The organism is Sphingopyxis sp. C-1 (assembly GCF_001047015.1).
GTDB lineage: Bacteria > Pseudomonadota > Alphaproteobacteria > Sphingomonadales > Sphingomonadaceae > Sphingopyxis.
On the sequence record NZ_BBRO01000001.1, the window covers coordinates 2297016 to 2320390 of the forward strand.

Sequence of the window (23375 nt, forward strand, 5' to 3'; positions counted from 1 at the left end):
GCAACCCGTTTCTCCCCATTTGACTAGCTAACTCTCCGACAATGGGACAGTTCCCGGCGATGCGGCGAGTTGCGTCGATGGCGAAAGTCAGGAGTCGGCGCCGAACAGGTCACGGCTGTAAACCTTGTCCGCAACGTCGGCGAGATCGTCGGTCACGCGGTTCGCGATGATGACATCGGCTTCGGCCTTGAATGCCTCGAGATCACGGATAACGCGCGAATTGAACAGGCGATCGTCCGCAACCAGCGGTTCATAAACGATCACCTCGATCCCCTTGGCCTTCAGCCGCTTCATCACGCCCAGGATGCTGCTGGCGCGAAAATTGTCCGACCCCGCCTTCATCGCGAGCCGGTGAATGCCGACGACGCGCGGCGCCCGCTTAATGACTTCCGATGCGATAAAATCCTTGCGCGTCGTGTTCGAGGACACGATGGCCTGGATCAGGTTCTGGGGGACATCCTTATAGTTGGCCAGCATCTGCTTGGTGTCCTTGGGCAGGCAATAGCCGCCATAGCCGAAGGACGGATTATTGTAGAATTGCCCGATCCGCGGGTCGAGGCACACGCCCTCGATCACCTGGCGCGAATCCACGGCGTGCGAGGCGGCATAGGTATCAAGCTCGTTGAAGAAGGCTACGCGCATCGCAAGATAGGTGTTGGCGAACAGCTTGATGGCCTCGGCCTCGGTATTGCCCGTCTGCAAAATCTCCGCATCGGGCTTCAGCGATCCATCGAGCAGCAGTCGCGCGAATTCTGCGGCGCGGGGGTGCGTGTCACCGACGATGATGCGCGAGGGATAAAGATTGTCGTAAAGCGCTCGCCCTTCGCGCAGGAATTCGGGCGAAAAGACGATTGCATCGCTGCTGTGCTCGGCACGCATCCGTTCGGTAAAACCGACCGGCACCGTCGATTTGACGATAATCAGTGCGCCCGGCGCCTTTACCAGCGCATCGGCGATCACGCTTTCGACCGTGCGCGTGTTGAAATAATTGGTATCGGGATCATAGTCGGTCGGGGTCGCGACGATGACGAAATCAGCGCCATCATAGGCGGCGTCACGATCGGTCGTCGCGACGAGATCCAGCGACCGGTTCGCAAGATATTCCTCGATCTCAGGATCGGCGATCGGCGACTGCTTGGCGTTGATCTGTTCGACCTTGCGCGAATCGATGTCGAGCGCGATCACCCGGCTGCGCTGCGCCAGCAATATTGCGTTCGAGATGCCGACATAGCCGGTACCGACGACGGTGATCTTGACCGGAGCGGTGCTTCCGGCCGTCTGCTGCGCTTGAATATCGGGCAAGTTTCTCTTCCTGAACGAGGCGTCGCCCCCTCCCCTAGCAAGCGCCCGAGGTGCGCTCAACCGCCGCGGCGCTCAGGTTCCGCAGAAGGTCGTGTAGGGCCCCGCATCGGCAGGCGCCGGACCGGCATAATCCCGCCATTCGGCGCGCTCGACATAGGGATTGCGCACCACGTCGAGCAGTTCGGTCCACGGAGCCAGATCGCCCGCCTCTGCGCCGGCGAGCGCTGCCTCCACCTTATGATTGCGCGGAATATAGAGCGGATTGACTGCGTCCATCGCGTCGGCGCGGTCGAGCGGCGCGTCGGTTTCACGGGCGACCCGTTCCCACCAGTCGAAAATCCAAGGCGCCATCGCCTCGGGATCCGCCGACAGGTTTTCAAGCATCGTTCCGTCGCCGCGCAATATCATCGCCAGCCCCCGGAAAAAGAGCGTGAAATCGATCTGATGCTTTTCGAGTTCGTCAAACAGCCCGTCGATGAGCACCTCGTCGCCCTCGGCGGCTTCGGAGAAGCCCAATTTTTGCCGCATCCTTTTCAGCCACTCCTCGCTGAAACGTTTCGGTATCGCCTCGACCATCGCCTTCGCCGTATCGACGCCGGCCGGGTTGACGGCATGAACCGCAGGCAGCAGTGCTTCGGCGAAACGCGCCATGTTCCAATGCATGATGTGCGGCTGCCGACCATAGGAGTAACGGCCGTTCGCATCGATCGAACTGAACACCGTATGGCCGGCGAAACGATCCATGAAAGCGCAGGGACCGTAATCGATCGTTTCGCCGCTGATCGCGACATTGTCGGTGTTCATCACACCATGAACGAACCCGACGCCAAGCCAATGGGCGATCAATTCGCATTGAAGAGCGATAACCCGGTCGAGCAACGCGAGCGGTGGGTTTTCGGTATCGACCAGATCGGGGAAATGGCGACGAATGCTGTAGGTCGCGAGCTGTGTAACGTGATCGGCACCATAATGTGCGGCAAAGAACTGAAAGGTACCGACACGGATATGGCTGCTCGCAACGCGCGTCAGCACCGCGCCGGGGTGCGCGCGTTCGCGCTGAACGCGGTCACCCGTCGCCACGGCCGCGAGTGCCCGCGTTGTCGGGACGCCCATCGCCGCCATCGCTTCCGACACGAGGAATTCGCGCAGCACCGGGCCGATCGCGGCGCGTCCGTCCCCGCTGCGCGAAAAGGCGGTCGGCCCCGACCCCTTAAGCTGTATATCGAACCGCGCACCATCGGTGGCGATCACTTCCCCGATCAACAGCGCGCGGCCGTCGCCGAGTTGTGGCGAAAAATGCCCGAACTGATGGCCAGCATAGGCGAATGCGAGCGGATTGGCGCCATCGGGCGTTTCCTCGCCCGAAAAGATGCGCGCAAGCTGATCGTCGGTTGTTCCCTCGGCTGTGATACCAAGCCGTTCAGCCAGCGAATGGTTGAAGATCAGGAGTTCGGGCGCGGAAGCCTTCGTCGCCTCGGCGGGCGCGTAAAAGCCTTCCATCTCGACGTGAAAACTGTTGTCGAATGCAAAGTCCATTTTGCCTCCTCGGAATCCCATGTTGAGCGTTGACGTCATGAATGCAAGCCGCAAACAATAGCCTCACATGGCCGGCGAGAAAATGAAACCGCCCGGTAACCGAGTTGCTTTTTCTGTCGCGCTAGACCGGAACCGTCGGTCGGATACGTCAGCGGTTAAACGGGATGACAGCGAAAGATACCAATCCTGGCCACCGGGATTGCTGGCTTATCGACAAGCATGTCGCAGCGAGCCTAAGCTCGCGCGGTGATCTGTAATCGGGCGTCGACAATTTCAATGACAATTCTGAACTTTTCGGCCGGTCGGGGAAATTGCCAAGCGCCACGATTGAGGCGCCGCCTGCACGTCAGGCCCGGTTTTCTAGATACCAGCGATAGACGCTCGCAATCCCGTCCTCGAGGTCTATCGAGGCGCGCCAGCCGAGACCCTCGAGCTTCGACGTGTCGAGCCGCTTGCGCGGCGTACCGTCGGGCTTCAACGCATCGCGCAGGATCGCGCCTTCGAAACCGACTGCGCGGCCGATCATCTCCGCCAGATCGCCGATCGCAATCTCCGCGCCGCTGCCGATGTTGACGATTTCGGGCGCGGAATAATTTTGCGCCAGGAAAACCAGCGCGTCGGCGAGATCGTCGACATGCAGGAATTCGCGGAGCGGCTTGCCGCTACCCCAGATGGTAAAATCCTGGGCGCCCGCCTGCTTCGCTTCGTGCGCCTTGCGGATCAGCGCCGGCAGCACATGGCTCGACGTCAGGTCGAAATTGTCGAACGGGCCGTAAAGGTTCGTCGGCTGCGCCGAAATGAAATCGAGGCCATATTGATGGCGATAGGCTTGGCACAATTTAATGCCCGCGATTTTGGCGATCGCATACCACTCGTTCGTCGGCTCGAGCGGTCCCGTCAACAGCGCATCTTCGGTGATCGGCTGCGGCGCGAACTTGGGATAGATGCACGACGAACCGAGGAAGACGAGCTTCGAGGTGCCGACATGGCGAGCGGCCTCGATGATGTTCGCCTCGATCATCAGATTGTCATAGAGGAATTCGGCCGGGCGCGTGTCGTTGGCATGGATGCCCCCGACTTTTGCCGCGGCGACCAAGACGAGGTCGGGCCGTGCCTCTTCCATCCACGCTTCGACTGCGGCCTGCCGGCGCAGGTCGACCCGCTCGCGCGGCGCCTCGATCAGCTCGCATCCCTCGCGCGCCAGCCGGCGCACGAGCGCCTGGCCCACCATGCCGCGATGGCCGGCAACCCAGACGCGGCGGCCCGTCAGTTCGAAAGCGGACATGATGTCAAGCGGCCGAACGCGGCTTTAGCGCCCGTTCTTCGTCGACCCGCCGATGCTCGGCTTCGCGCGCGACAGCCTTGAGGTCCGCCTCCATCATGTCGGTAACCAGCTGTTCAAAGCTCGTCTCGGCGACCCAGCCGAGTTCAGCCTTGGCCTTCGCAGGATCCCCGATCAGCAGTTCGACTTCGGTCGGGCGGAAATAGCGCGGGTCGACTTCGACCAGAACCGTGCCGGTCTTCGCGCACACGCCGCGCTCGTCGACGCCGGTGCCCTGCCATTCGAGAATGATATCGACGTGCGCGAAGGCGCGCTCGACGAAATGCCGGACGGTCTGCGTTTGCCCGGTCGCAAGCACGAAATCGTCGGCTCGATCGTGCTGCAAAATCCGCCACATTCCCTCGACATAATCGCGGGCATGACCCCAGTCGCGCTTGGCGTCGAGATTGCCGAGCCACAGCTTTTCCTGAATGCCGAGGTGGATCGCGGATACCGCGCGTGTGATCTTGCGCGTTACAAAGGTTTCGCCGCGGATCGGACTTTCGTGATTGAACAGGATGCCGTTCGAGGCGAACATGTCGTAGGCCTCACGATAATTAACGGTGATCCAATAGGCGTAAAGCTTTGCCGCGGCGTAAGGCGAACGCGGATAAAAGGGCGTCGTCTCGCGCTGCGGCACTTCCTGCACCAGGCCATAGAGTTCGGACGTCGATGCCTGATAGAAGCGGGTCGTTTGCGTCAGGCCCAGTATCTTGATCGCCTCAAGCAGCCGGAGTGTGCCCACCGCGTCGGCGTTGGCCGTATATTCGGGGGTATCGAAGCTCACCTGGACATGGCTCTGAGCCGCTAGATTATAGATTTCATCGGGCGCAACTTCCTGGACAATGCGGATCAGGTTTGTCGAATCAGTCATGTCGCCATAATGGAGCTGCAGCTTGGCGCCGCTCTCGTGTGGATCCTGATAAATATGATCAATGCGCCCGGTGTTGAACGACGACGAGCGCCGCTTCACGCCGTGGACATGATAACCCTTGGCCAGCAGAAGTTCGGCCAAGTAAGCTCCGTCTTGGCCTGTGATTCCCGTGATCAGCGCTTTCTTGGTCATTCTGCTTCCTCGATTTCATGCCGGACCCTTGCCCGGAAGAATGGCGGGGCGTTTATCCGCTTCGGCCAATACGGTCCACCCAATGATTTGTCGACCTTACGACCTAGTTCCGCTGCCCAGTCGCGCGGCCGTTTTCGCGATGAGACAGATTGTTGAGTCAGGGCTCGCAATGTCCGATTTGTTCGACTATGGCGCCGTCCCGTGTTGACTATTGATTATAGCGCCTACTCGGCTCTCTTACCCCCCATCTGCTCCGCAATCACTCTTTGGCTGTGCCTAGGAGCAGATCGGATCGCGCGGCTACTTAAACTGCTCGATGTTCCGGGCGGGCGAAAGTCACATCACCGGCCCACCCCCCTGATGGGAGGCGTTTGTCTCTTGGCGGGATTCTACCCATGGGTAGCTATGTGGGTGCTGCTCGGTCCCGAATCCGACATTATCCCGCAGCTGACGATCCTCGCCTGTTCCGCCCTTCTAACCATATTGGGACTTGTCGACGATCGCCGCCATCTGCCTGCATCGTTTCGCCTGCTAGCCTGCGCCTTACTAATTTCGCTCACCCTGTTTATCGTACCCTCCCTGGTGCTCCAGCAAATCAGCTGGAACTATGATGCGGGTGCGATCGGGCTTCCGGTAGGGCGGTTCGCCTATAGCGCGCTTTGCATTGTTGCCTTGATCCAGGCGGCCAATCTCGCGGATGGCAAAAACGGTCTACTGATCGGCTTGTCGCTCGCGTGGGTCTATTTTCTGATGGTGGAACTCCCGGCCGGCATCTCGCCAATGCTGCTCGCGCTCAGCGGCGTCCTGTTTGTCCTGCTCTCATTCAACCTGTCGGGACGGTTGTTTCTCGGGGACGGGGGCAGCTATGGCCTGGCCACGTTGATCGGCTTCATGGCGCTGCTTACCGCAAACTCACCAACAGGCGACGCGTCCTCGGATCAGGTCGCGCTCATTTTCCTGTTACCGGTAATAGACATGCTGCGGCTGATAATTGTCCGTGTCGCACGGGGCAAATCCCCGTTTGCAGGCGACCGCGATCACCTTCACCATCATTTGCTTGCCGCTTTCGGCTGGCCCGGTGGCCTAGTGGTTTATCTCATGACCGCCACGCTTCCAAGCTTCGTTGCCGCGGCCGCGCCGCGCCATACGCTGTCCCTGATCGCGATCACGATGGCCGCCTATTTCCTGATTATCATCTACGCACGCTGGGCCTCGCGCCGTAAACACGAACAGACTGCATCCGTTAAGGCTGACGAGCGATCCGCATGATTTGCGGCTTTTTCAATGAAGCCGAATGACTTCGAGCGATTTCAACGCAGCAGTTCAAGCAGCTTCGCTGGGTATTTCGTCATGATCATCGGAAGATTGGAGTAAATTCCATTCTCTCGGCACGCGCGCACCGATTCCAGATTTATCGTCCACTTCGACTGCAGGCCGCTGGTGCTCAGGCCGCCCGGGCGCATCAAAACAAGTATTTCGCGCAGGCTCCGGTATGATATTTTGTGGCGTCCGAACGCCCGTGCTACGAACTCGTAGTCCCCTCCGATCTTATAGTCTGTCTTGTAGGGACCAACGCGATTGTAGGCGTCGCGCGTGATGAACATCCCGGGATGAGCGGGCATCCACCCCCAGGCGATGCGGCTCGGCTTGAACCGGTCGCTTCGATACCGCCGTCCCAATCGACGCTGGGACGGATCCCCTCTGAGGAAAGCGATATCGCCCAAAATCGCATCTACCTGCGGCCCGCCAGCAAAGGCTTCCACCACGTTGCTGAGGACCGCATCGTGCATGTAGAAGTCATCGGCGTTCAGGATGCCGATCACATCGCCAGTCGCGCGCGCGATGCCCTTGTTCATGGCGTCATATAGGCCGCGATCAGGTTCCGAAACGATGACAGTGCGGTCGTCAGCCATTTCCTGCACGATCCCCAGAGTAGCATCGCGTGAGGCACCGTCGATGACCAGATGCTCCACATAGGGGTAGTTCTGCGCCTGCACAGATGCCATCGTGTCGGCGATGGTGCCGGCAGCGTTGTAGCTGACGGTCACGATACTGATCTTCATAAAATCAACCTTTGAGCGCGTGTTGGGTGGCGTGGCCCCTGCATGGCGGTCCCAATATCTCAATTTGCCCGTCACTCAAAGCACGCTGTCGGCAGCTCAAAAACAAGGGATCTCAGCGCGATCCGCAGGGCCAGCGTCAGTTTTGGTCGCACAACATATTGAACCGGCCCTTCCAACGTGGCGCAGCTTCCATATAAGGCATCATAACGATTCGCAGGTGCGCGCCAGTGAGCGGCCCATCGCCGCAAAATGCTCATCCTCCCATCAAAGGAACCGACGGTTGCCCAGTCAGAGAGACATATTCCTTGCGAGCGAGGGCGACAGCTTCTTCAGCCGCAACCGGGAAAAGCTCAATCCGGCACAGGATCGTCCCGCCACCAATCATCTGATCAGCTTCCTCGCAAAGGCTGGCAGGTCGATCGATCAGGTCACGGAGATCGGTTGCGGAAACGGGTCCGAACTTCTCAAGATTTGTGCAGCCTTGGATTGCGAAGGCATCGGCGTTGAGCCATCGGCCGAAGCCGTCGCTCATGGCAACCAACTTGCTTCCGAGATGAATATCGCGGCCAAGCTCGTCAAGGGAACGGCAGAGAGTCTGCCCCAGCCGGACGAGACCGCCGATGTCGTGCTTTTCGGCTTCTGCCTATATCTGATCGACCGGCGACTGGTGCTTCCAGCAATGGGCGAAGCGTACCGGATCCTGAAACCCGGAGGCTTCCTCGCGATCGTCGACTTCGATCCTGCCGCCAATCATCGCCGGGCCTATGCTCATCTTCGCGGCCTATGGTCGTTCAAGCAAGACTATGCCCGCATCCCTCTGGCCACGGGCTGGTTCAGTCTTGCGGCAAAGATACCACTCTCGCACGCCGGCGAGGGATTCGAGCCCGTATCCTATGAACGGGTTGCACTTACGATACTCTACAAGGAACTCGAGCCGTACCCGGTATGGACAGAGGAGACCGCGCCCGGGTCCTGACAATTGCGCGTCGGGCCGGGCCGCGGCAGCCAGCGTCCTCCTCCACCGGTCGCAAACAAGAACCACCCGGCCATCCGCCGCCCCGATCGAAAGCGCGCGGCGGCCGCCCCTCGGCTTGACAGTGTTCTGCCCCCCCTCTAGCTGGCCGCTCTTCCTTGGGCAGCAAATATGGAACCAGGAGTCGCTCTTGCTTCGCAATAAAATCGCACCGTCGCAGATTTTTAGCGACTATTGGATTGCGTCGGGATTCCTCATTTTACTGGGGCTTCTCGGCGGGAGTGGGCGCGACGACGTTCAATCACTCATTTTCATCCGTCCGCTGGCAATCTTGCTCGCGGCCTACGCGTTGTGGACTTTGCCCGCGGAAAGCTGGCGCCATCACCGCCGTGCCCTTTTCGCAATGGGCGGCATCATACTCGTTACATTGGCATATCTTGTCCCCCTCCCGCCTTCGCTTTGGCAAGCGGCTCCCGGACACAGCCTAATCGCCGCGATTGACGAGGCAGCAGGCTTTGGCGACATTTGGCGAAGCTATAGCATTGCGCCGTATCGAACGGTCAATGCGCTGTTCTCACTTGCCATTCCTGCTGCGACCTTGCTGATGATGCTGCGGCTAAAAAATGAGGAACGCTGGCAGCTGCTTATACCGATTGTCGTCGTTGGGGCTATCTCGGTCATGTTGGCGCTCCTTCAGGCTGCTGCGCCTGCCGCCAAACTACTTTGGTTCTATCGGTTCACGAATGACGGCCTTCCCGTCGGATTGTTCGCGAACAGGAACCACGCTGCGGTATTCCATGCATGCATGCTACCGATGCTGGCGGTTGCGGTACAGCTGCCTACCCAGAATCGCACCTGGTCGAAGATCCGAATTGCCGTAGCGGTCTTTCTTGGCGTTGCCACGCTCATCGCAGTATTGGCGAGCGGATCACGCGCTGGCCTGATCGCCGCCCTCCTCGCGATCGCGAGCTTCCCCTTCCTGCTTTACAAGTCAGCGTTCAAGAAGGCCGCTCCGACGGGAAGAACAAAGCACAAGGCCCGCGAGCGCAAGTTCGGCAAGCTGTTCGACCTTCTTGGGCAGAAGTGGGTCGTTCCCGCCGCCACCATCGCCCTGCTTACGTCCATTGGCGCGGCAACCCTCATGTTCAGCGATTCCGACGGCGGTACAGCGCGCCGCCTGTCGGAAACGAGCGAAACCGAGCAACGGTGGACGATATGGCAAGAATCACTGGAGATTGCCCGGGAATTTGCTCCGCTTGGATCGGGGCCCGGAACCTTCGTGGAGGCCTACAAGATCAAAGAACCGATTAATACGTTGACGCCCAACTATATTAATCATGCCCACAATGATCTTGTTGAGCTGCTTTTGACCATGGGCATAATTGGCGCGATCTTCATTGTGATTGCCGTGTTCGGCCTGATGCTTGCCGGTTGGCGGCTCAGGGATCGCACCGCGCTCGCCCAACCGAGCTGGCAGCAGAATCAGGCGCGAATGGCCTGGACTGTTCTCGCCATCCTAGGAGCCGCGAGCATCGTCGATTATCCGCTCCGTGTTCCGTCGCTGACGGCTCTCGCGGTCGTCATGGCTTGCTGGCTTGGTTTCGCGGGCGCGCGCAAAAGGCGCCCTGCGCAAGGTTGACCCCGCCTTCCGCCTTCTCATGGCGACCAATGAGGGCTGGCAATGAAATTCAATATCCGCTAGCGAACCCTCGCTTTGGAGAACCTCAATAATGCACCTGCGAACGCTCGCACTTATCGCTTCGTTGACCTTGTCTGCCTGTAGCCAGTCACCGAAGCTCGGGGCTCCCGGCTCGCCGGTTCAGATTTCGGATTTTCGCTCCCTGCCGGCCCCGGCGCTTCAGGACATGACCGGCTCACAGACGGACTATCTAGTCGGCCCCTTCGATCGTTTAACGGTCAAGGTCTATCCCGCTGACGAACTCAGCCGGGAGGAAGTTCAAGTCGATGGCGAAGGGAAGCTGTCCTTCCCGCTCGCCGGTGTGATAGACGCCGGTGGGAAATCTCCGCGCGAAGTAGAGAATATGCTGAAGGAGCGCTTGCGGGCGGCCTATATTCGCGATCCGCAAGTGACGGTGAACCTAAAGGAAACCCATACCCAGGTTGTCACGGTCGATGGCGAAGTCGCCAAGCCCGGTCGCTATCCGGTGTATGGCAATATGTCGCTGATGCGTGCTGTTGCTTCGGCTGAAGGGCTGACCGAGGATGCCAAGCAGAGCGATGTCGTAATATTCCGCACGTCTGGCGGGCAGAAGCTCGCCGCGCTGTATAATCTCAAGGCAATTCGGCGGGGCGCGGTCGAAGATCCGCGTATCTACCCCAACGATGTGATTGTGGTTGGCGAGAGCAATGCCCGCCAACTGTTCGCGCAGATTCTGAGCGTAGCATCGACTCTCAGTTATCCCATCATCGCCATCGTGCAGCGGTAAGGCCTCGCGCCCCCCCCCTTTTACAAAGCCCGGATCATGTCAAAACCCATTTTTTCGCCCAGCATTACCGATGTAAATCTGACCTCCGCTTCAAGCGAGGCTATGCCCCAGGCGTCGGACGATAACGCGCCGCCGCTCGTGCTCCAATATTGGAACATTGCGCTGCGCTGGAAATATGTGATCGCAGGGATTTTGATCGTCGCGCTCGCCGTAGGGGTGCTCGCCACGTTCATCGCAACGCCTCAATATAGTTCGGAGGTGCAGGTCGAGATTACACGCGACCAAAAGAATCCGACCCATGCGGAAGGCATTGAGTCCGCGCAGAGCTCCCAGGAAGCGGAGTTCTACCAGACGCAATATACACTGCTGGAATCTCGATCGCTCGCCGAGCGCGTGGCACGGCAGCTCAATCTGGGCGGCAACAAGGAATTCTACGACGCCCACTCGCTGGACTTCGCTCCGAGCGACGACGTTAGAGCGCGTGTCCAAGCTGCATCCAAGATACTCCTAGCGAATATCGAGATCTCTCCGATTGCCCGCTCTCGCCTAGTCAATATCCGGTATACGAGCGCATCGCCCGAGCTTTCGGCAAAAATCGCAAATGCTTGGGCGGATAATTTCATTCAGGCCAGCATGGATCGCCGATTTGGCGCAACGCAAGATGCGCGCGCATTCTTGGAACGGCGATTGCTGGAATATACGAAGAAGCTGGAAGATGCGGAACGACGCGCCGCGCTTTTTGCGGCGAATAGCGGGATTGTGGTGCTGTCATCGTCGACCGATGCCGATGGCAATTCTGGAATTCAAAAGACGCTGGTTTCTAATGATCTCGAAAATATGAGCAACGAACTCGCCAAAGCGACTGCCGACCGAATAGCGAAGCAAGCTGCTGCGACGGAAGCACGCGCCCTTGCTTCGCAAAATCAGACGGTTGGCTTGCTGCGGCAACGGCGCGCCGAAGCGAACGCTGAATATTCTGAACTTCTCGCGCATTATGAGCCCGGCTATCCGGCTGCGCAGGCGCTCAAGCAAAAGGTCGCCGCTCTCGATGCGGCCATTGCGAGCGAGGAGGGACGGTCGGTACGTTCCGTTCGCGGCGAGTATGACGAAGCAGTGAAGCGCGAAGCGAACATTCGCGCGAATGTGGAGAAGCTCAAAGACGATATTGAGCTACAGAATAGAGACTCCATTCAGTACAATATTTATCGGCGCGATGCCGACGCCACGCGGCAGCTCTACGACAGCTTGCTGCAGCGGACCAAGGAGATCGGCGTAGCCAGTGTTGCGGCCAACAATATTGCCGTCGTCGATCGGGCGGACGTCGCGACCTCGCCGACCTCGCCGAGCCTCATCACGAACTTGATGATCGCCCTTATTATCGGCTTGGCTCTCGCCCTGCTGGCCGTCATGGCGCTCGAGCAGATCGACGAAGGGTTGCGTGAACCGGCGGATGTCCGACGTTTGCTTGAACTTCCGTTGCTGGGCGCGATCCCCGACCAGCTCAATGATGAGCCGCTCGACCTGCTTTTGGATCCAAAGTCCAATATATCGGAGGCCTATCTCAGCGTCCGCACCAACCTCGCGTTTACGACAGACCATGGCGTACCGCGCAGCGTCGTCGTCACCAGCACGTCACCCGGCGAAGGCAAGAGCACGACCTCCTTCTCGCTCGCCCTCGTGCTCGCGCGGACCGGAAAGCGCACCCTGCTGATCGACGCCGATATGCGTTCGCCCTCGGTGCACGGCTTTGCAGGTATCGAAAATGAGAAGGGACTCAGCAATCTTCTGGCCGGTGAAGACAATTGGCAGGCAATGGTCCAACGCGCCGATCTCGGTGTCGAACGCCTGGAATTTCTGACCGCCGGCCCCAACCCGCCGAGTGCAGCCGAACTATTGAGCTCCGATCGCATGAGCCTTCTCATTCGTGATCTTCTCGAGCAGTATGACCACGTCGTCGTCGATGCGCCGCCGCTACTCGGCCTCGCTGACGTGCCGCTTCTGTCGCGCGCGGTGGAAGGCAGCGTCTTCGTTGTCGCCGCCGGACAGGTTGCGGTTCGCGCGTTGCGCGGTTCGCTCAGCCGACTCCATCAAGCGCACGCGCGCATCTTCGGTGTCGTACTCACCAAGCTCGCCCCGCAGAATTCGCTGTCGGGCTATGGCTATGGCTATGGTTACGGTTATCGTTATGGCGGCGAGCCCGCTGAACAGACGAACAGCTGATCGGGCGTTAGAGAAATGTCGCGGCTCCCCATCAAGATTGCCTATGGAACGATAGCGGTCGCCCTCGCCGGCATCAGCATGATCGCGACTGCAGGTAACAGTCTTCGAGCTCGCTCGCCCCAGGTAGCGGCCATGCTGCCAGGAGAAACGCAAGCGCGCGTAGCCGCGTTCAACAAGTTGCAGGGTTCGGGCAAAAAGGTGCCCGCGAAAGCCGCGGCGGCGGCGGCGAAGGACGCGCTTCGATCGAACCCGCTCGACAGCCCTGCCCTTCGCCTCCTCATGGACGCGACGGTCAGCCCCGCCGGTAAACTGGAGCTTGCGGAACTCGCAGGACGGGTCAGCAAGCGGGATGGCCGCATCCGGCTCGCCCTGTTCGAGGAGGCGGCGCGCCACAACCGGCCAAAGCAGGTCCTGCAGAACCTCGATGCGTTGCTGCGGGTGACCCCGGAAAGCCAGACCCAGGTCTTTCCCATGCTCGGGGGCGTCCTTCCCAGCGAGGATTTCCGGGCGCATCTGTCACCATATCTCGTCAAGCGTTCGCCATGGATGCTCGACTTTGTTCTCTTTGCCGCCAACGACGGCAAGTCCGCCGGGCATATTGCCGATGTTGTTATCCGGTCGGGCAAGTCGGTCGACCGGCGCGATGCGGCCTATATCGTCCCGCACCTGATTTCGCGGACCATCGAAGCGGGCGAATATTCCAAGGTTCGCCCGCTCGTGTCGATGATGACGAAATCTCCCGACGATCTCCTGGCGGCGGGCCGCTGGACCAATGACAGCACCGATGGCAAATATGGCCTTGCGGCTTGGCAGGCCGTCAGCAACGCGACGACCTCGGCGAGTTTCACGAGCAGGAATGAAGCGGGCAATCGCGGGCTTTCGGTCTACGCCTCGTCGGGCGCGCGAGGCATCGCGGCGAGCAAGTTCCTGCTATTGAAGCCGGGCTCCTATGAGCTGATTCAGGAAGCTGAAGTCGCGGAAATGGCACGGGCGCCCTCTGCGCAGTGGCAGCTTCGGTGCATCTCGTCCGGCAAGAGCGAAACGATATGGACGACCGATAATTTCCTTTCGGCTGACAGGCGGAAAATCAAATATCTGTTTACCGTCCCGGCCGGGTGTCCGCAGCAGATGCTCGAACTCGACGTCGCGGTCGATTTCGAGGCACCGCCCGTGGAGCTGACCATCGACGATTTTCGTCTCCGCCGCGTTTCCGCCGCGACGTGATGACCGCGGGTTCGCGGGCCGAATTCCGCAGCATGAAATAAACAAACTTCCGACAGACTTTAAAGGAATTACAATCTCCATGAACGCTGGACTCAACGGAAAGGCCGTGCTCGTGACCGGCGGCACCGGATCTTTCGGCAAGGCTTTCGTCGCGAAAGTGCTGAAGGACTGGCCCGGCATCGAACGGCTCGTCATCTACTCCAGAGATGAACTGAAGCAATTCGAGATGGCCCAGAGCTTTCCCGAGTCAAAATACCCCGCCCTGCGGTATTTTATCGGGGACGTGCGCGATCAGGATCGCCTGCGCCGGGCCCTTGAAGGGATCGATATCGTCGTTCACGCGGCCGCGCTGAAGCAGGTTCCAGCGGCTGAATATAATCCGTTTGAGTGCATCAAGACGAACGTGCTCGGCGCACAGAACCTGATCGAGGCCGCTCTTGACACCGACGTTCAGCAGATCGTGGCGCTATCGACGGACAAGGCTGCGGCACCGGTCAATCTCTATGGCGCAACCAAACTCTGTTCTGACAAGCTCTTCATCGCCGCCAACAATATTCGTGGCGGGCGCGACCTGCGCTTCAGTGTCGTGCGGTACGGCAACGTTATGGGTAGCCGCGGTTCGGTGATCCCCTTCTTCATCGCACGGCGCGATTCCGGCGTCCTCCCCATCACCGATGCGGCGATGACGCGCTTCAACATCTCGCTCGACGAGGGCGTGAACATGGTGCTGTGGGCGATTGATAACGCGACGGGCGGAGAGATTCTGGTCCCGAAGATCCCGTCTTACCGCATTGGCGATGTCGCCACCGCAATCGCCCCCGATGCGCGTCAGGAGCTCGTCGGCGTGCGGCCTGGCGAGAAGATTCACGAAGAAATGATCACAAGTTCCGACAGCCCGAACACGGTGGATCTCGGCAGCTACTTTGCCATCCTGCCGCCGGGTGATCCAAACCTTGTCGATGCCTATTGTGAGAAGCATGGCGCCACGCTCGTGGCCCCCGGTTTTTCCTATAATAGTGGCGACAATCCCGACTTCCTCTCGGTCGACGAGCTGAAGGATCTCATTGCCAAGCACGTTGAGAATAAGGTCATCGACTAAATGCCGGGCGCCGAGCTTCCCCGCGCGGCGGTTTTTTTCGCGCGGGACTTTCCTTCGATAGAATTTCCGAAGATGCGGCCGGCCTTTGCAGACGTCGCGCGCGTTTATCTCGTCATAAGTGAGCGCGAGGCCGCTAATGTCCGCGCGAACGATGCTGACGGCGACGTCATCGTCATCGATCGCGACGGACCATCCGACGCGACATTGATCGATGACGCGGAGGCGATCAGCCGAGACCGTTTCCTGCGCCTTATGGACAATGAGGATGTCGGCGCTACCCGCCGGGCGATCGCAGCCGCAGCTGACAAGGTGCTCGCCCGGTATCGGCCGGTCTATTATGTCGACGAGCCGGTCAGCGGCTATGCGAACGAGATCTTCAACCAGCGCTTCACGGCAGCGGGTGCACTGTGTCTCCATTTCCAGATATCCTGGCTGCCGGGATATTGTTTCTTCGTTCGCGACAAGGCGCAAAACGAGCCCGTCCAGCTCGACATGCTGCCGGACAGCACGGAACTGGTCAGAAAGCATATCGAACTGAGGGCAGCCGGGCTTGCCAAGCCGGCCTATGTGCTGCCTTATGACCGTCTGCTACCGCGGGTTCGCGATCTTGTCCTCACATTGGGCAAGGCCGTCTATCGGACAGTTTTCCGGCGCAGCGCAGCCTATATTGACCGGGATCCGTCACCGCACATCTTCCATGCGCGATGCCTTGCGAGATCCATTTTCGGACGTTACTCGCCCGATCCGGCCAAGTCGCGAGACGGCGTGCGGTACGTGATCTTCCCGCTGCACTATGAGCCCGAAGCGCTTCTCAAATATTTCAGCCGATTCTATCGGCAGGAAGAAATGGCGAGCGAGATTCTCGATAGCCTGCCATTGGGCTACAAGCTGATACTGAAGGAGCATCCGTCTCAACCCGGTGCGCTTCTGCTGCCGAAGTGGGCCGATCTGCGTGCGTCCAAACGGGTGGTCATCCTTCGCGGAGACTATCGGGTCGCCCCGCTGATGAAGGATGATCCGGTTGTCGTCAGTCTCGGGTCGACATTTTCGCTTGAAGCGGCGCTTGCCGGATGCGCTGTGGGCGTGTTCGGCGACGTTCATTTCAAAAATGCCCCGGGGGTTGTTCGCATCGACAGCCCTGGCGACTGGCGAAAAATACTGGATCAGCCTCGCGGGTCGCCCGAGGCGATTACGAGGTGGTATGCCGATTTTCTGACCCGACACTGCTTTGAAGGCAATTTCCTGAAGGGTGGAACCTGGTTCGACGACCTGCCGGGCCTCGGCGCGGCCCTTCGCAAACATGTGTCGGAATAGAGAGAGGCCGCTTTCGCATGGATCGCATACCCTATAGCTGCCAGACCATCGAGGAAGAGGATATCGCCGCGGTTGCTGCCGTGCTGCGATCGCCTTTCCTGACCCAGGGACCCGAGATCGCCCGCTTCGAGCAGGCGATCGCCGACATGCACGACGCACCGCATGCGGTCGCGGTCTGCAATGCGACCGCGGCCTTGCACATTGCCTGCCTCGCGCTGGACCTTGGTCCCGGCGACCGCCTGTGGACGAGCCCGATCAGCTTCGCGGCGTCGGCCAACTGCGGCCTCTATTGCGGCGCGACGGTGGACTTCGTCGACATCGATCCCAAAACGCGGAACATGAGCGTCGATGCGCTGGCGAACAAGCTGGAGGCGGCCGAGGAGGCCGGCACCCTGCCAAAGATCGTCGTTCCCGTCGATTTTACCGGCTTGCCTTGCGATATGGCCGCCATGCGCAAACTCGCCGACCGATATGGCTTCGCGCTGATACAGGATGCATCGCATGCGGTAGGCGCCTCGCTCGACGGCAAGCCCGTCGGTCGTTACGCCGATATCGCGATCTTCAGCTTCCACCCGGTCAAGATCGTCACCACGGGCGAAGGCGGCGTCGCGGTCACAGCGAATGCCGAACTGGCACAGAAGATGGCGTTGCTGCGAAGTCACGGCATTACCCGGGATCCGGAGATCATGGAGAATCCGAGCGAGGGCGGTTGGTACTACGAACAGATTCTGCTCGGCTTCAACTACCGCATGACGGATCTACAGGCTGCGCTCGGCCTTTCGCAGCTCCAGCGCCTGCCCTCGATGTGGCAAAAGCGCGATGAACGCACCCGGCGCTATGACGACCGTTTGGCCGATCTGCCGTTGCACCTACCGGCGCGCGCAAGCGACCGGCAATCGGCGCACCACCTCTATGTGATCGAGATCGACGAGACGCGAAGCTCGCTGACACGGCGCGAGCTTTTCGACGCTCTGACGTCGGCAGATATCGGCGCGAACGTGCACTATATCCCTATTCATCTCCAGCCGCACTATCGGCGGCTGGGCTTCACGCCGGGCGATTTTCCGGCCGCCGAGGCCTATTACAGACGCGCCGTCACCATTCCCCTTTTCCCGCGCATGACGGACGAGGAACAAGACCGCGTCATTGACTGCCTGAAGTCGGCCCTGTCGTGACCGGATCGCAGCCCCGGCTGTGCCTGGGAACGGTGCAGTTCGGTGTTGCCTATGGCATTGCCGGACGCTCCGAAGCGGTTGGTGACGCCGAGGCGCGAGCGATATTGGAAGTAGCGCATGCCGGCGGCATTCGACGGCTGGACACGGCCCCCGCCTACGGGGACATCGAAGCGCGACTGGGAAGGCTTTGCGCCGGTCTCGATTTCGCGATCATGTCCAAGATCCCCGCCCTTCCGGTTGACTGCACAAACGATCAAGCGGCGGCGTTCGTCACAAGGTCGCTCCAGCTTAGCCGGGAACGGCTGGGCGACAAGCTTTGCGGAATTCTGTTTCACGAAAGCCGCGACCTTGCCGGTCCGGCTGGTTCGCACCTGTGGGAAACAGCTGCGCAATGGTGCTCGCGGGAAGGGGTCGCCCTCGGCGCATCGACCTACGGCCCCGAGCAACTGGATGCGCTCGGCCAAATTTTTCCCGTCCAGATTTGCCAGATGCCCGGCAATGCGTTCGATCAGCGGCTCACCGGTTTCGGCGGTCGTTTCGATGCCGTCGAAATTACCCTGCGCTCGGTTTTCCTTCAGGGGTTACTGCTGATGACCCCGGATGCCGGTTCGAAACGCCTGCCGGCAGCCGCAGCCGCACTGGACCGCTGGCACCGGCAGTGCTCGGATTTCGGGCTGACACCACTTGAATCCGCCCTCGCCATTGCCAAAGCCTTGCCCGGCGCCGATTTTTGCGCTGTCGGCGTCGATGGGAGCGCGCATCTGGAACAGATCATCGCGACCTGGAACGGCACGACGCCACGCGACGCGCCCGAACTCGCCATCACCGACACGGCGATCATCGATCCCCGTCAATGGAGTATCGCGAATTGACCCGGACCATCGCCTTCATCCAGGCCCGCATGTCGAGCAGCCGCTTTCCCGGAAAGGTGCTCGCCGACCTCGGCGGCCAGCCGATGATCGAATATATGCGCTCGCGGGTTCTGTTGTCGCAGCGCATCGACAAGGTGGTCGTCGTGACCAGCACAGAACCCAGCGACGATGCCCTCGCAGAAGCTATGGAGGCTGCGGGAGCGGACGTCTCGCGCGGTTCCCTCGACGATGTGCTGTCGCGCTTCATTACCGCGGCAGATTCCTTTGGCGGCGACGTAATCGTTCGTCTAACCGGAGATTGCCCCTTGATCGATCCGACAGTGATAGATGCCGTCTTGGACCTGCGCGAAGCTACCGGGGCGGACTATTGCAGCAACGTCGCCCCGCCGACATTTCCCGATGGCCTCGATATCGAATGCTTTACCCGCGCGACGCTCAACCGTGCAGCCGCGGGAGCTAAGAGCGGGCCGGAACGGGAACATGTGACACTCTGGATGCGCTCTGCCGATGCCGGACTGAAGCTGGCGAACCACGAGTGCATCGTCGATGCATCCGCTCTCCGATGGACGGTCGACTATCCCGACGACCTGGAAGTCATAAGGCGTATCGTAGCTGCGGAGGCGGAGGCCGGACATCGCTTTGACATGTTCGACATTTTTCGTCTCACCCAGTGCAATGGAAAAATCGCGCCGGCGAATCGGCACGAACGAAACGAGGGGTTGCTCCGCAGTTTGGCTGCCGATAGCAGCGTTCCCGAATAGCTTCTCGTATCCCGAGGCACGAGCGGGCATCACTCGACATCCGACAAAACATTCGAAGGAAGCCGACCACCATGCGTGAATTCAGCCAGTCAGAGGCGATGCTTGCGCGTGCCGAGAAGACAATTCCTCTCGGCAGCCAGACTTTCTCGAAAAGTCGCACGCAATACCCCTTGGGCGCGTCCCCCTATTTTATCGCCAAGGGCAAGGGCGCTAATGTCTGGGATGTGGATGGTAATGAATATGTGGACTTCATTTCCAGCCTCTGTGCCGTAACGCTGGGTTACAACGATCCCGACGTTACGCGCGCCGTGCGCGATCAACTCGAAGATGGCGTCATCTTCTCCCTCCCCCATCCTGTCGAGATGGAGGTCGCCGAACTGATCGTCGAGATGGTGCCCTGCGCCGAGAAGGTCCGATTCGGCAAGAACGGGTCGGACGCGACGGCGGGCGCGATCCGCATCGCGCGTGCCTTTACCGGCCGCGACCACGTGGCGGTATGCGGTTATCATGGCTGGCAGGATTGGTACATCGGCTCGACGCTGCGCAACCTTGGCGTTCCGCAGGCCACCCGAGACCTGACACACAGCTTCGCCTTCAACGATGCGGAGTCCCTTCAGCACCTGATGAAGGCGCATCCCGGCGAGTTCGCGGCGGTCATTCTCGAGCCGATGAACGTCGCGTCCCCGACACCGGACTTCCTTCATCAGGTGCAGGACATCGCGCGCGCAAACGGAGCGGTTCTCGTGTTTGACGAAACGATCACGGGCTTTCGCTACTCCAACGGCGGTGCCCAGGAATTTTTCGGCGTAACGCCGGACCTCGCCACCTTCGGAAAAGGCCTCGCGAACGGCTACCCGGTCTCGGCGCTGGCAGGTCGCGCCGACATCATGAAACTCATGGAGGAAGTATTTTTCTCCTTCACCTTCGGCGGCGAAACGCTCTCGCTCGCGGCTGCCAAGGCCACGATGGAGAAGCTGAAGCGCGAGCCCGTTGCCGCGACGCTGCGTAACCAAGGTCAAAAGGTCATCGACGGCACGCGCGAACTTGTCGACCGCCACGGCCTGAAAGACGTCCTTTCGGTCAGCGGCGATCCAACCTGGTCCTTTGTCAATTTTAAGGACGCCGAACCGTACACGCTGTGGGAGCTCAAGACGCTCTTCATGCAGGAGCTGTTCGAGCGGGGCGTCCTGGCGTTTGGCTCGCACAACATGTCCTATGCACATCGCGATGCAGAGATCGCCCTTCTGATGAAAGCCTATGACGAGGTATTTGCGACCCTCCGCGGCGCGATCGATGAGCGGAACCTGATCGACTTGCTTCGCTGCAAGCCGCTGGAACCGCTGTTCAAGGTTCGCTGATCAGAATGCGCATTGCCTTTCGCGTCGACGGATCCGAAGCGATCGGAACCGGACACATCGTCCGGTGCCTGACTTTGGCTGACCGGTTGTCGCGCGATGGTCATGCCTGCCAGTTCGTCGTCCGCGCCCACAGCGGCACACCGACGTCGTTGATCGAAGCGAGGGGTTATTCTTGCGCCATCCTGCCGGACGCGGATGGCGAAGGATACGACGAGCTCGCCCATTCCCGCTGGCTGGGCACTTCTCAGGCCAGAGATGCGGCGGAAACGCGCGCGGCGCTCGATGGCCCGGTCGACTGGCTCATCGTCGACCATTATGCTCTCGACCATCGGTGGCAGTCCGAGATGCGGGCTATAGCCTGCCATATCCTGGTCGTGGACGATATCGCCGACCGCGTGCATGATTGCGATCTGTTGCTCGATCAAAACCTCCAGGGCGACCGCGACCGCTACGCCGGTTTGGTTCCTGCCGGCTGCCGGTCGCTTTTGGGCCCGCGTTATGCGCTTTTGGCTCCTCGCTTTGCCGAATTGCGCGCGAAGACTGGCGCGATGCGGCCCGAGGGCGCCGTCCTCGTCTATTTCGGCGGCGTCGATGCGCAGGGCACCACGCTTACCGCGCTGAACGCCATCGTCGAGGCGGATTTGAGCGATCGTCGCATCGACGTCGTCGTCGGCGATCTAAACCCCCACCGGGCGGCGATCATCGAATGGTGCCGCCCGCGGGGCCACGCGCATTTTCACGGCAGCGGAACCGATATGCCCGCCTTGATGGCAGAAGCATCGCTCGCGATCGGCGCTGCCGGCACGACGACCTGGGAACGCTGCTGCCTAGCGCTTCCGACGATCCTCGTGACGATTGCGGAGAACCAGCGGGCGGGCGCTCTCGCGCTGGCCCGGGAAGGGGCGGCGATCTGGGTCGGCGATCATGCGGAGATCTCGGCCGCTACCCTCGCTGCAGCGCTGCGAACTCTCTTCGCCGCGCCGCACCTGGCGGAGATGGTGGCCAATCGTGCGGCGCGGCTGGTCGACGGCGAGGGAGCGCAGCGTGTCGCGCGCGCGATGCTCGACAATGCCATCGAATTGCACCCGGCGACGGCCAATGATTGCGATCGAATTTGGGAATGGCGAAACGACGATCGCACGCGCCGTCATTCGCGCGATCCGTCTCCGGTGGCGCTCGAAGCGCACCGCGAATGGTTCGCCTCGACGCTGTCGAGCCCCGACCGGATCCTGCTGATCGGCGAATGCGACGGCGATCCGGTCGGCGTCCTGCGATACGATCGAACGGGTGATACGGCGATCATTTCCGTCTATCTGGTGCCCGGTCGCGAAGGACGCGGCGAAGGCGCGCGGCTGATCCGCGCCGGCTCGCGCTGGCTGGCGAGCCATTGGCCGACAGTCACGGCGATCGACGCAGAAATATTGGAGATCAACAGGGCGTCCGCAGGCGCCTTCGCTGCGGCGGGCTTTTCCCGCTTTCTCTCGCACTATCGTTGCCCTCTCAGGCCCGGCACGCAGTCATCATCCTAGTTCCGAACGCCAGCGTTGCGTTCGACAGAAAGAACAGTAAGGGAAGCACATGAATCCGTTCAAAATCGGCGATTTTCCGATCGAAACCTACGGCCCACCGCTTGTGATCGCGGAACTCTCGGGCAATCACAATCACTCGCTCGACCGGGCGATGGAGATTGTCGAGGCCGCGGCAAAGGCGGGCGCCCACGCCCTTAAGCTGCAAACATACACAGCCGACACGATGACGATCGACTTCGCCGAGCGGGAATTCTTCATCGCCGATGAAAAGAGCCTGTGGAAAGGGGATTCGCTCTATTCGCTGTACAAAAAGGCCTACACGCCGTGGGAATGGCACAAGCCCATCTTCGACCGCTGCCGCGAACTTGGCATGATCGGCTTTTCGACGCCGTTCGACGCGACGGCCGTCGATTTTCTGGAGGATCTGGGCGTCGCATGCCACAAGGTTGCCTCTTTCGAGAACACCGACCTGCCGCTCATCGCGAAGGTCGCGCGGACGGGCAAGCCGATCATCATATCCACCGGCATGGCAACGGTCGCGGAGATTGACGAGAGTGTCCGCACCGCCCGCGCCAACGGGTGCGAGCATCTCATTCTCCTGAAGTGCACAAGTTCCTACCCCGCCGATCCGGCCGCCTCCAATCTCAACACGATTCCGCACCTGCGCGACCTGTTCAATTGCCATGTCGGCTTGTCCGACCACACCATGGGTATTGGCGCCGGTGTCGCCTCGGTTGCGCTTGGCGGTGTCGCTATCGAGAAGCATATCACCCTGAACCGATCGGATGGCGGGGTCGATTCCGCATTCTCGATGGAACCCGACGAACTGGCGGCGCTAGTTCGGGAGACAAGAACGGCATCGCAGGCGCTGGGCCGCGTGAGCTATGGCCCCACCGAAGCAGAGCTGGGATCGCTCGTATTTCGCCGTTCGCTCTACATCGTGGAGGACATGAAAGCCGGCGACGTCATCACGACCCGAAACCTTCGCGCGATCCGGCCGGGTCTTGGCTTGCCGACCAAATACATCGATAAGCTGCTTGGCAAACATGTGACGCGAGATGTCGCCCGGGGAACGCCCGCGGGCTGGGATCTGTTTGGCTAAACCCTCCGAATTT

19 protein-coding genes are annotated in these 23375 nt (G+C 60.4%); 14 read left to right on the top strand and 5 right to left on the bottom strand.

Annotation, left to right across the window (positions count from 1 at the left end; all coding sequences use genetic code 11):
- Window positions 1-87 precede the first annotated feature (87 nt).
- The 4 genes from SC1_RS10825 to gmd all read right to left on the bottom strand — a co-directional run bounded on the left by SC1_RS10825 (window position 88) and on the right by gmd (window position 5225).
- A complete protein-coding gene (locus SC1_RS10825) occupies window positions 88-1302 on the bottom strand; it encodes a nucleotide sugar dehydrogenase (RefSeq protein ID WP_370568738.1) in 1215 nt (404 codons plus the stop codon).
- A gap of 72 nt (window positions 1303-1374) precedes the next feature.
- On the bottom strand, window positions 1375-2838 hold the full coding sequence (locus tag SC1_RS10830; RefSeq protein ID WP_062183974.1) for a YdiU family protein: 1464 nt from the start codon (window positions 2836-2838) through the stop codon (window positions 1375-1377).
- 346 nt (window positions 2839-3184) lie between these two features.
- Window positions 3185-4123, bottom strand: a complete 939-nt coding sequence (locus tag SC1_RS10835) for a GDP-L-fucose synthase (RefSeq protein ID WP_062181295.1) — start codon at window positions 4121-4123, stop codon at window positions 3185-3187.
- Window positions 4124-4127: 4 nt separating this feature from the next.
- Window positions 4128-5225, bottom strand: coding sequence for a GDP-mannose 4,6-dehydratase (gene gmd / locus SC1_RS10840; RefSeq protein WP_062181298.1), 1098 nt, complete (start codon window positions 5223-5225; stop codon window positions 4128-4130).
- A 378-nt stretch (window positions 5226-5603) separates the two neighbouring features.
- Between gmd and SC1_RS10845 the strand changes: the two genes are divergently transcribed.
- Entirely contained in the window at window positions 5604-6494 is an 891-nt protein-coding gene (locus tag SC1_RS10845) for an MraY family glycosyltransferase (RefSeq protein ID WP_193749151.1), read from the top strand.
- A 41-nt stretch (window positions 6495-6535) separates the two neighbouring features.
- Here the strand turns inward: SC1_RS10845 and SC1_RS10850 are convergent, their stop codons facing one another.
- Entirely contained in the window at window positions 6536-7288 is a 753-nt protein-coding gene (locus SC1_RS10850; RefSeq protein ID WP_062181301.1) for a glycosyltransferase family 2 protein, read from the bottom strand.
- A gap of 217 nt (window positions 7289-7505) precedes the next feature.
- Here SC1_RS10850 and SC1_RS10855 point away from each other — a divergent pair, with 217 nt between their 5' ends.
- The 13 genes from SC1_RS10855 to pseI all read left to right on the top strand — a co-directional run bounded on the left by SC1_RS10855 (window position 7506) and on the right by pseI (window position 23362).
- Window positions 7506-8264 carry a class I SAM-dependent methyltransferase gene (locus tag SC1_RS10855; protein ID WP_193749152.1) on the top strand — a complete coding sequence of 253 codons (759 nt, stop codon included), beginning with the start codon at window positions 7506-7508 and terminating at the stop codon, window positions 8262-8264.
- Window positions 8265-8451: 187 nt separating this feature from the next.
- The gene (locus tag SC1_RS10860; protein WP_062181307.1) at window positions 8452-9900 is read left to right on the top strand and encodes an O-antigen ligase; all 1449 of its coding nucleotides are present in this window, start codon (window positions 8452-8454) and stop codon (window positions 9898-9900) included.
- A gap of 91 nt (window positions 9901-9991) precedes the next feature.
- Window positions 9992-10708: a polysaccharide biosynthesis/export family protein gene (locus SC1_RS10865; RefSeq protein WP_062181310.1), complete on the top strand. Its 717-nt coding sequence runs from the start codon at window positions 9992-9994 to the stop codon at window positions 10706-10708.
- Between the two features lie 36 nt (window positions 10709-10744).
- Window positions 10745-12928, top strand: a complete 2184-nt coding sequence (locus SC1_RS10870) for a polysaccharide biosynthesis tyrosine autokinase (RefSeq protein WP_238586655.1) — start codon at window positions 10745-10747, stop codon at window positions 12926-12928.
- 15 nt (window positions 12929-12943) lie between these two features.
- The gene (locus tag SC1_RS10875; protein ID WP_062181315.1) at window positions 12944-14152 is read left to right on the top strand and encodes a hypothetical protein; all 1209 of its coding nucleotides are present in this window, start codon (window positions 12944-12946) and stop codon (window positions 14150-14152) included.
- 79 nt (window positions 14153-14231) lie between these two features.
- A complete protein-coding gene (gene pseB, locus SC1_RS10880; protein WP_062181319.1) occupies window positions 14232-15251 on the top strand; it encodes a UDP-N-acetylglucosamine 4,6-dehydratase (inverting) in 1020 nt (339 codons plus the stop codon).
- 72 nt (window positions 15252-15323) lie between these two features.
- Window positions 15324-16565 carry a hypothetical protein gene (locus SC1_RS10885; protein ID WP_152682363.1) on the top strand — a complete coding sequence of 414 codons (1242 nt, stop codon included), beginning with the start codon at window positions 15324-15326 and terminating at the stop codon, window positions 16563-16565.
- Between the two features lie 17 nt (window positions 16566-16582).
- Window positions 16583-17740 (top strand): UDP-4-amino-4,6-dideoxy-N-acetyl-beta-L-altrosamine transaminase, encoded by a 1158-nt coding sequence (pseC, locus tag SC1_RS10890; RefSeq protein ID WP_062181335.1) that lies wholly within the window; start codon window positions 16583-16585, stop codon window positions 17738-17740.
- Window positions 17737-18612 carry an aldo/keto reductase gene (locus SC1_RS10895; protein WP_062181338.1) on the top strand — a complete coding sequence of 292 codons (876 nt, stop codon included), beginning with the start codon at window positions 17737-17739 and terminating at the stop codon, window positions 18610-18612. The genes pseC and SC1_RS10895 overlap by 4 nt, the downstream gene beginning before the upstream one ends.
- Window positions 18609-19373 (top strand): cytidylyltransferase domain-containing protein, encoded by a 765-nt coding sequence (locus SC1_RS10900; protein ID WP_238586656.1) that lies wholly within the window; start codon window positions 18609-18611, stop codon window positions 19371-19373. The genes SC1_RS10895 and SC1_RS10900 overlap by 4 nt, the downstream gene beginning before the upstream one ends.
- Before the next feature lie 71 nt (window positions 19374-19444).
- A complete protein-coding gene (locus SC1_RS10905; RefSeq protein ID WP_062181342.1) occupies window positions 19445-20731 on the top strand; it encodes an aminotransferase class III-fold pyridoxal phosphate-dependent enzyme in 1287 nt (428 codons plus the stop codon).
- 5 nt (window positions 20732-20736) lie between these two features.
- Window positions 20737-22260, top strand: a complete 1524-nt coding sequence (pseG, locus tag SC1_RS10910; RefSeq protein ID WP_062181344.1) for a UDP-2,4-diacetamido-2,4,6-trideoxy-beta-L-altropyranose hydrolase — start codon at window positions 20737-20739, stop codon at window positions 22258-22260.
- 49 nt (window positions 22261-22309) lie between these two features.
- Window positions 22310-23362 carry a pseudaminic acid synthase gene (gene pseI / locus SC1_RS10915; protein ID WP_062181345.1) on the top strand — a complete coding sequence of 351 codons (1053 nt, stop codon included), beginning with the start codon at window positions 22310-22312 and terminating at the stop codon, window positions 23360-23362.
- Window positions 23363-23375: the final 13 nt, after the last annotated feature.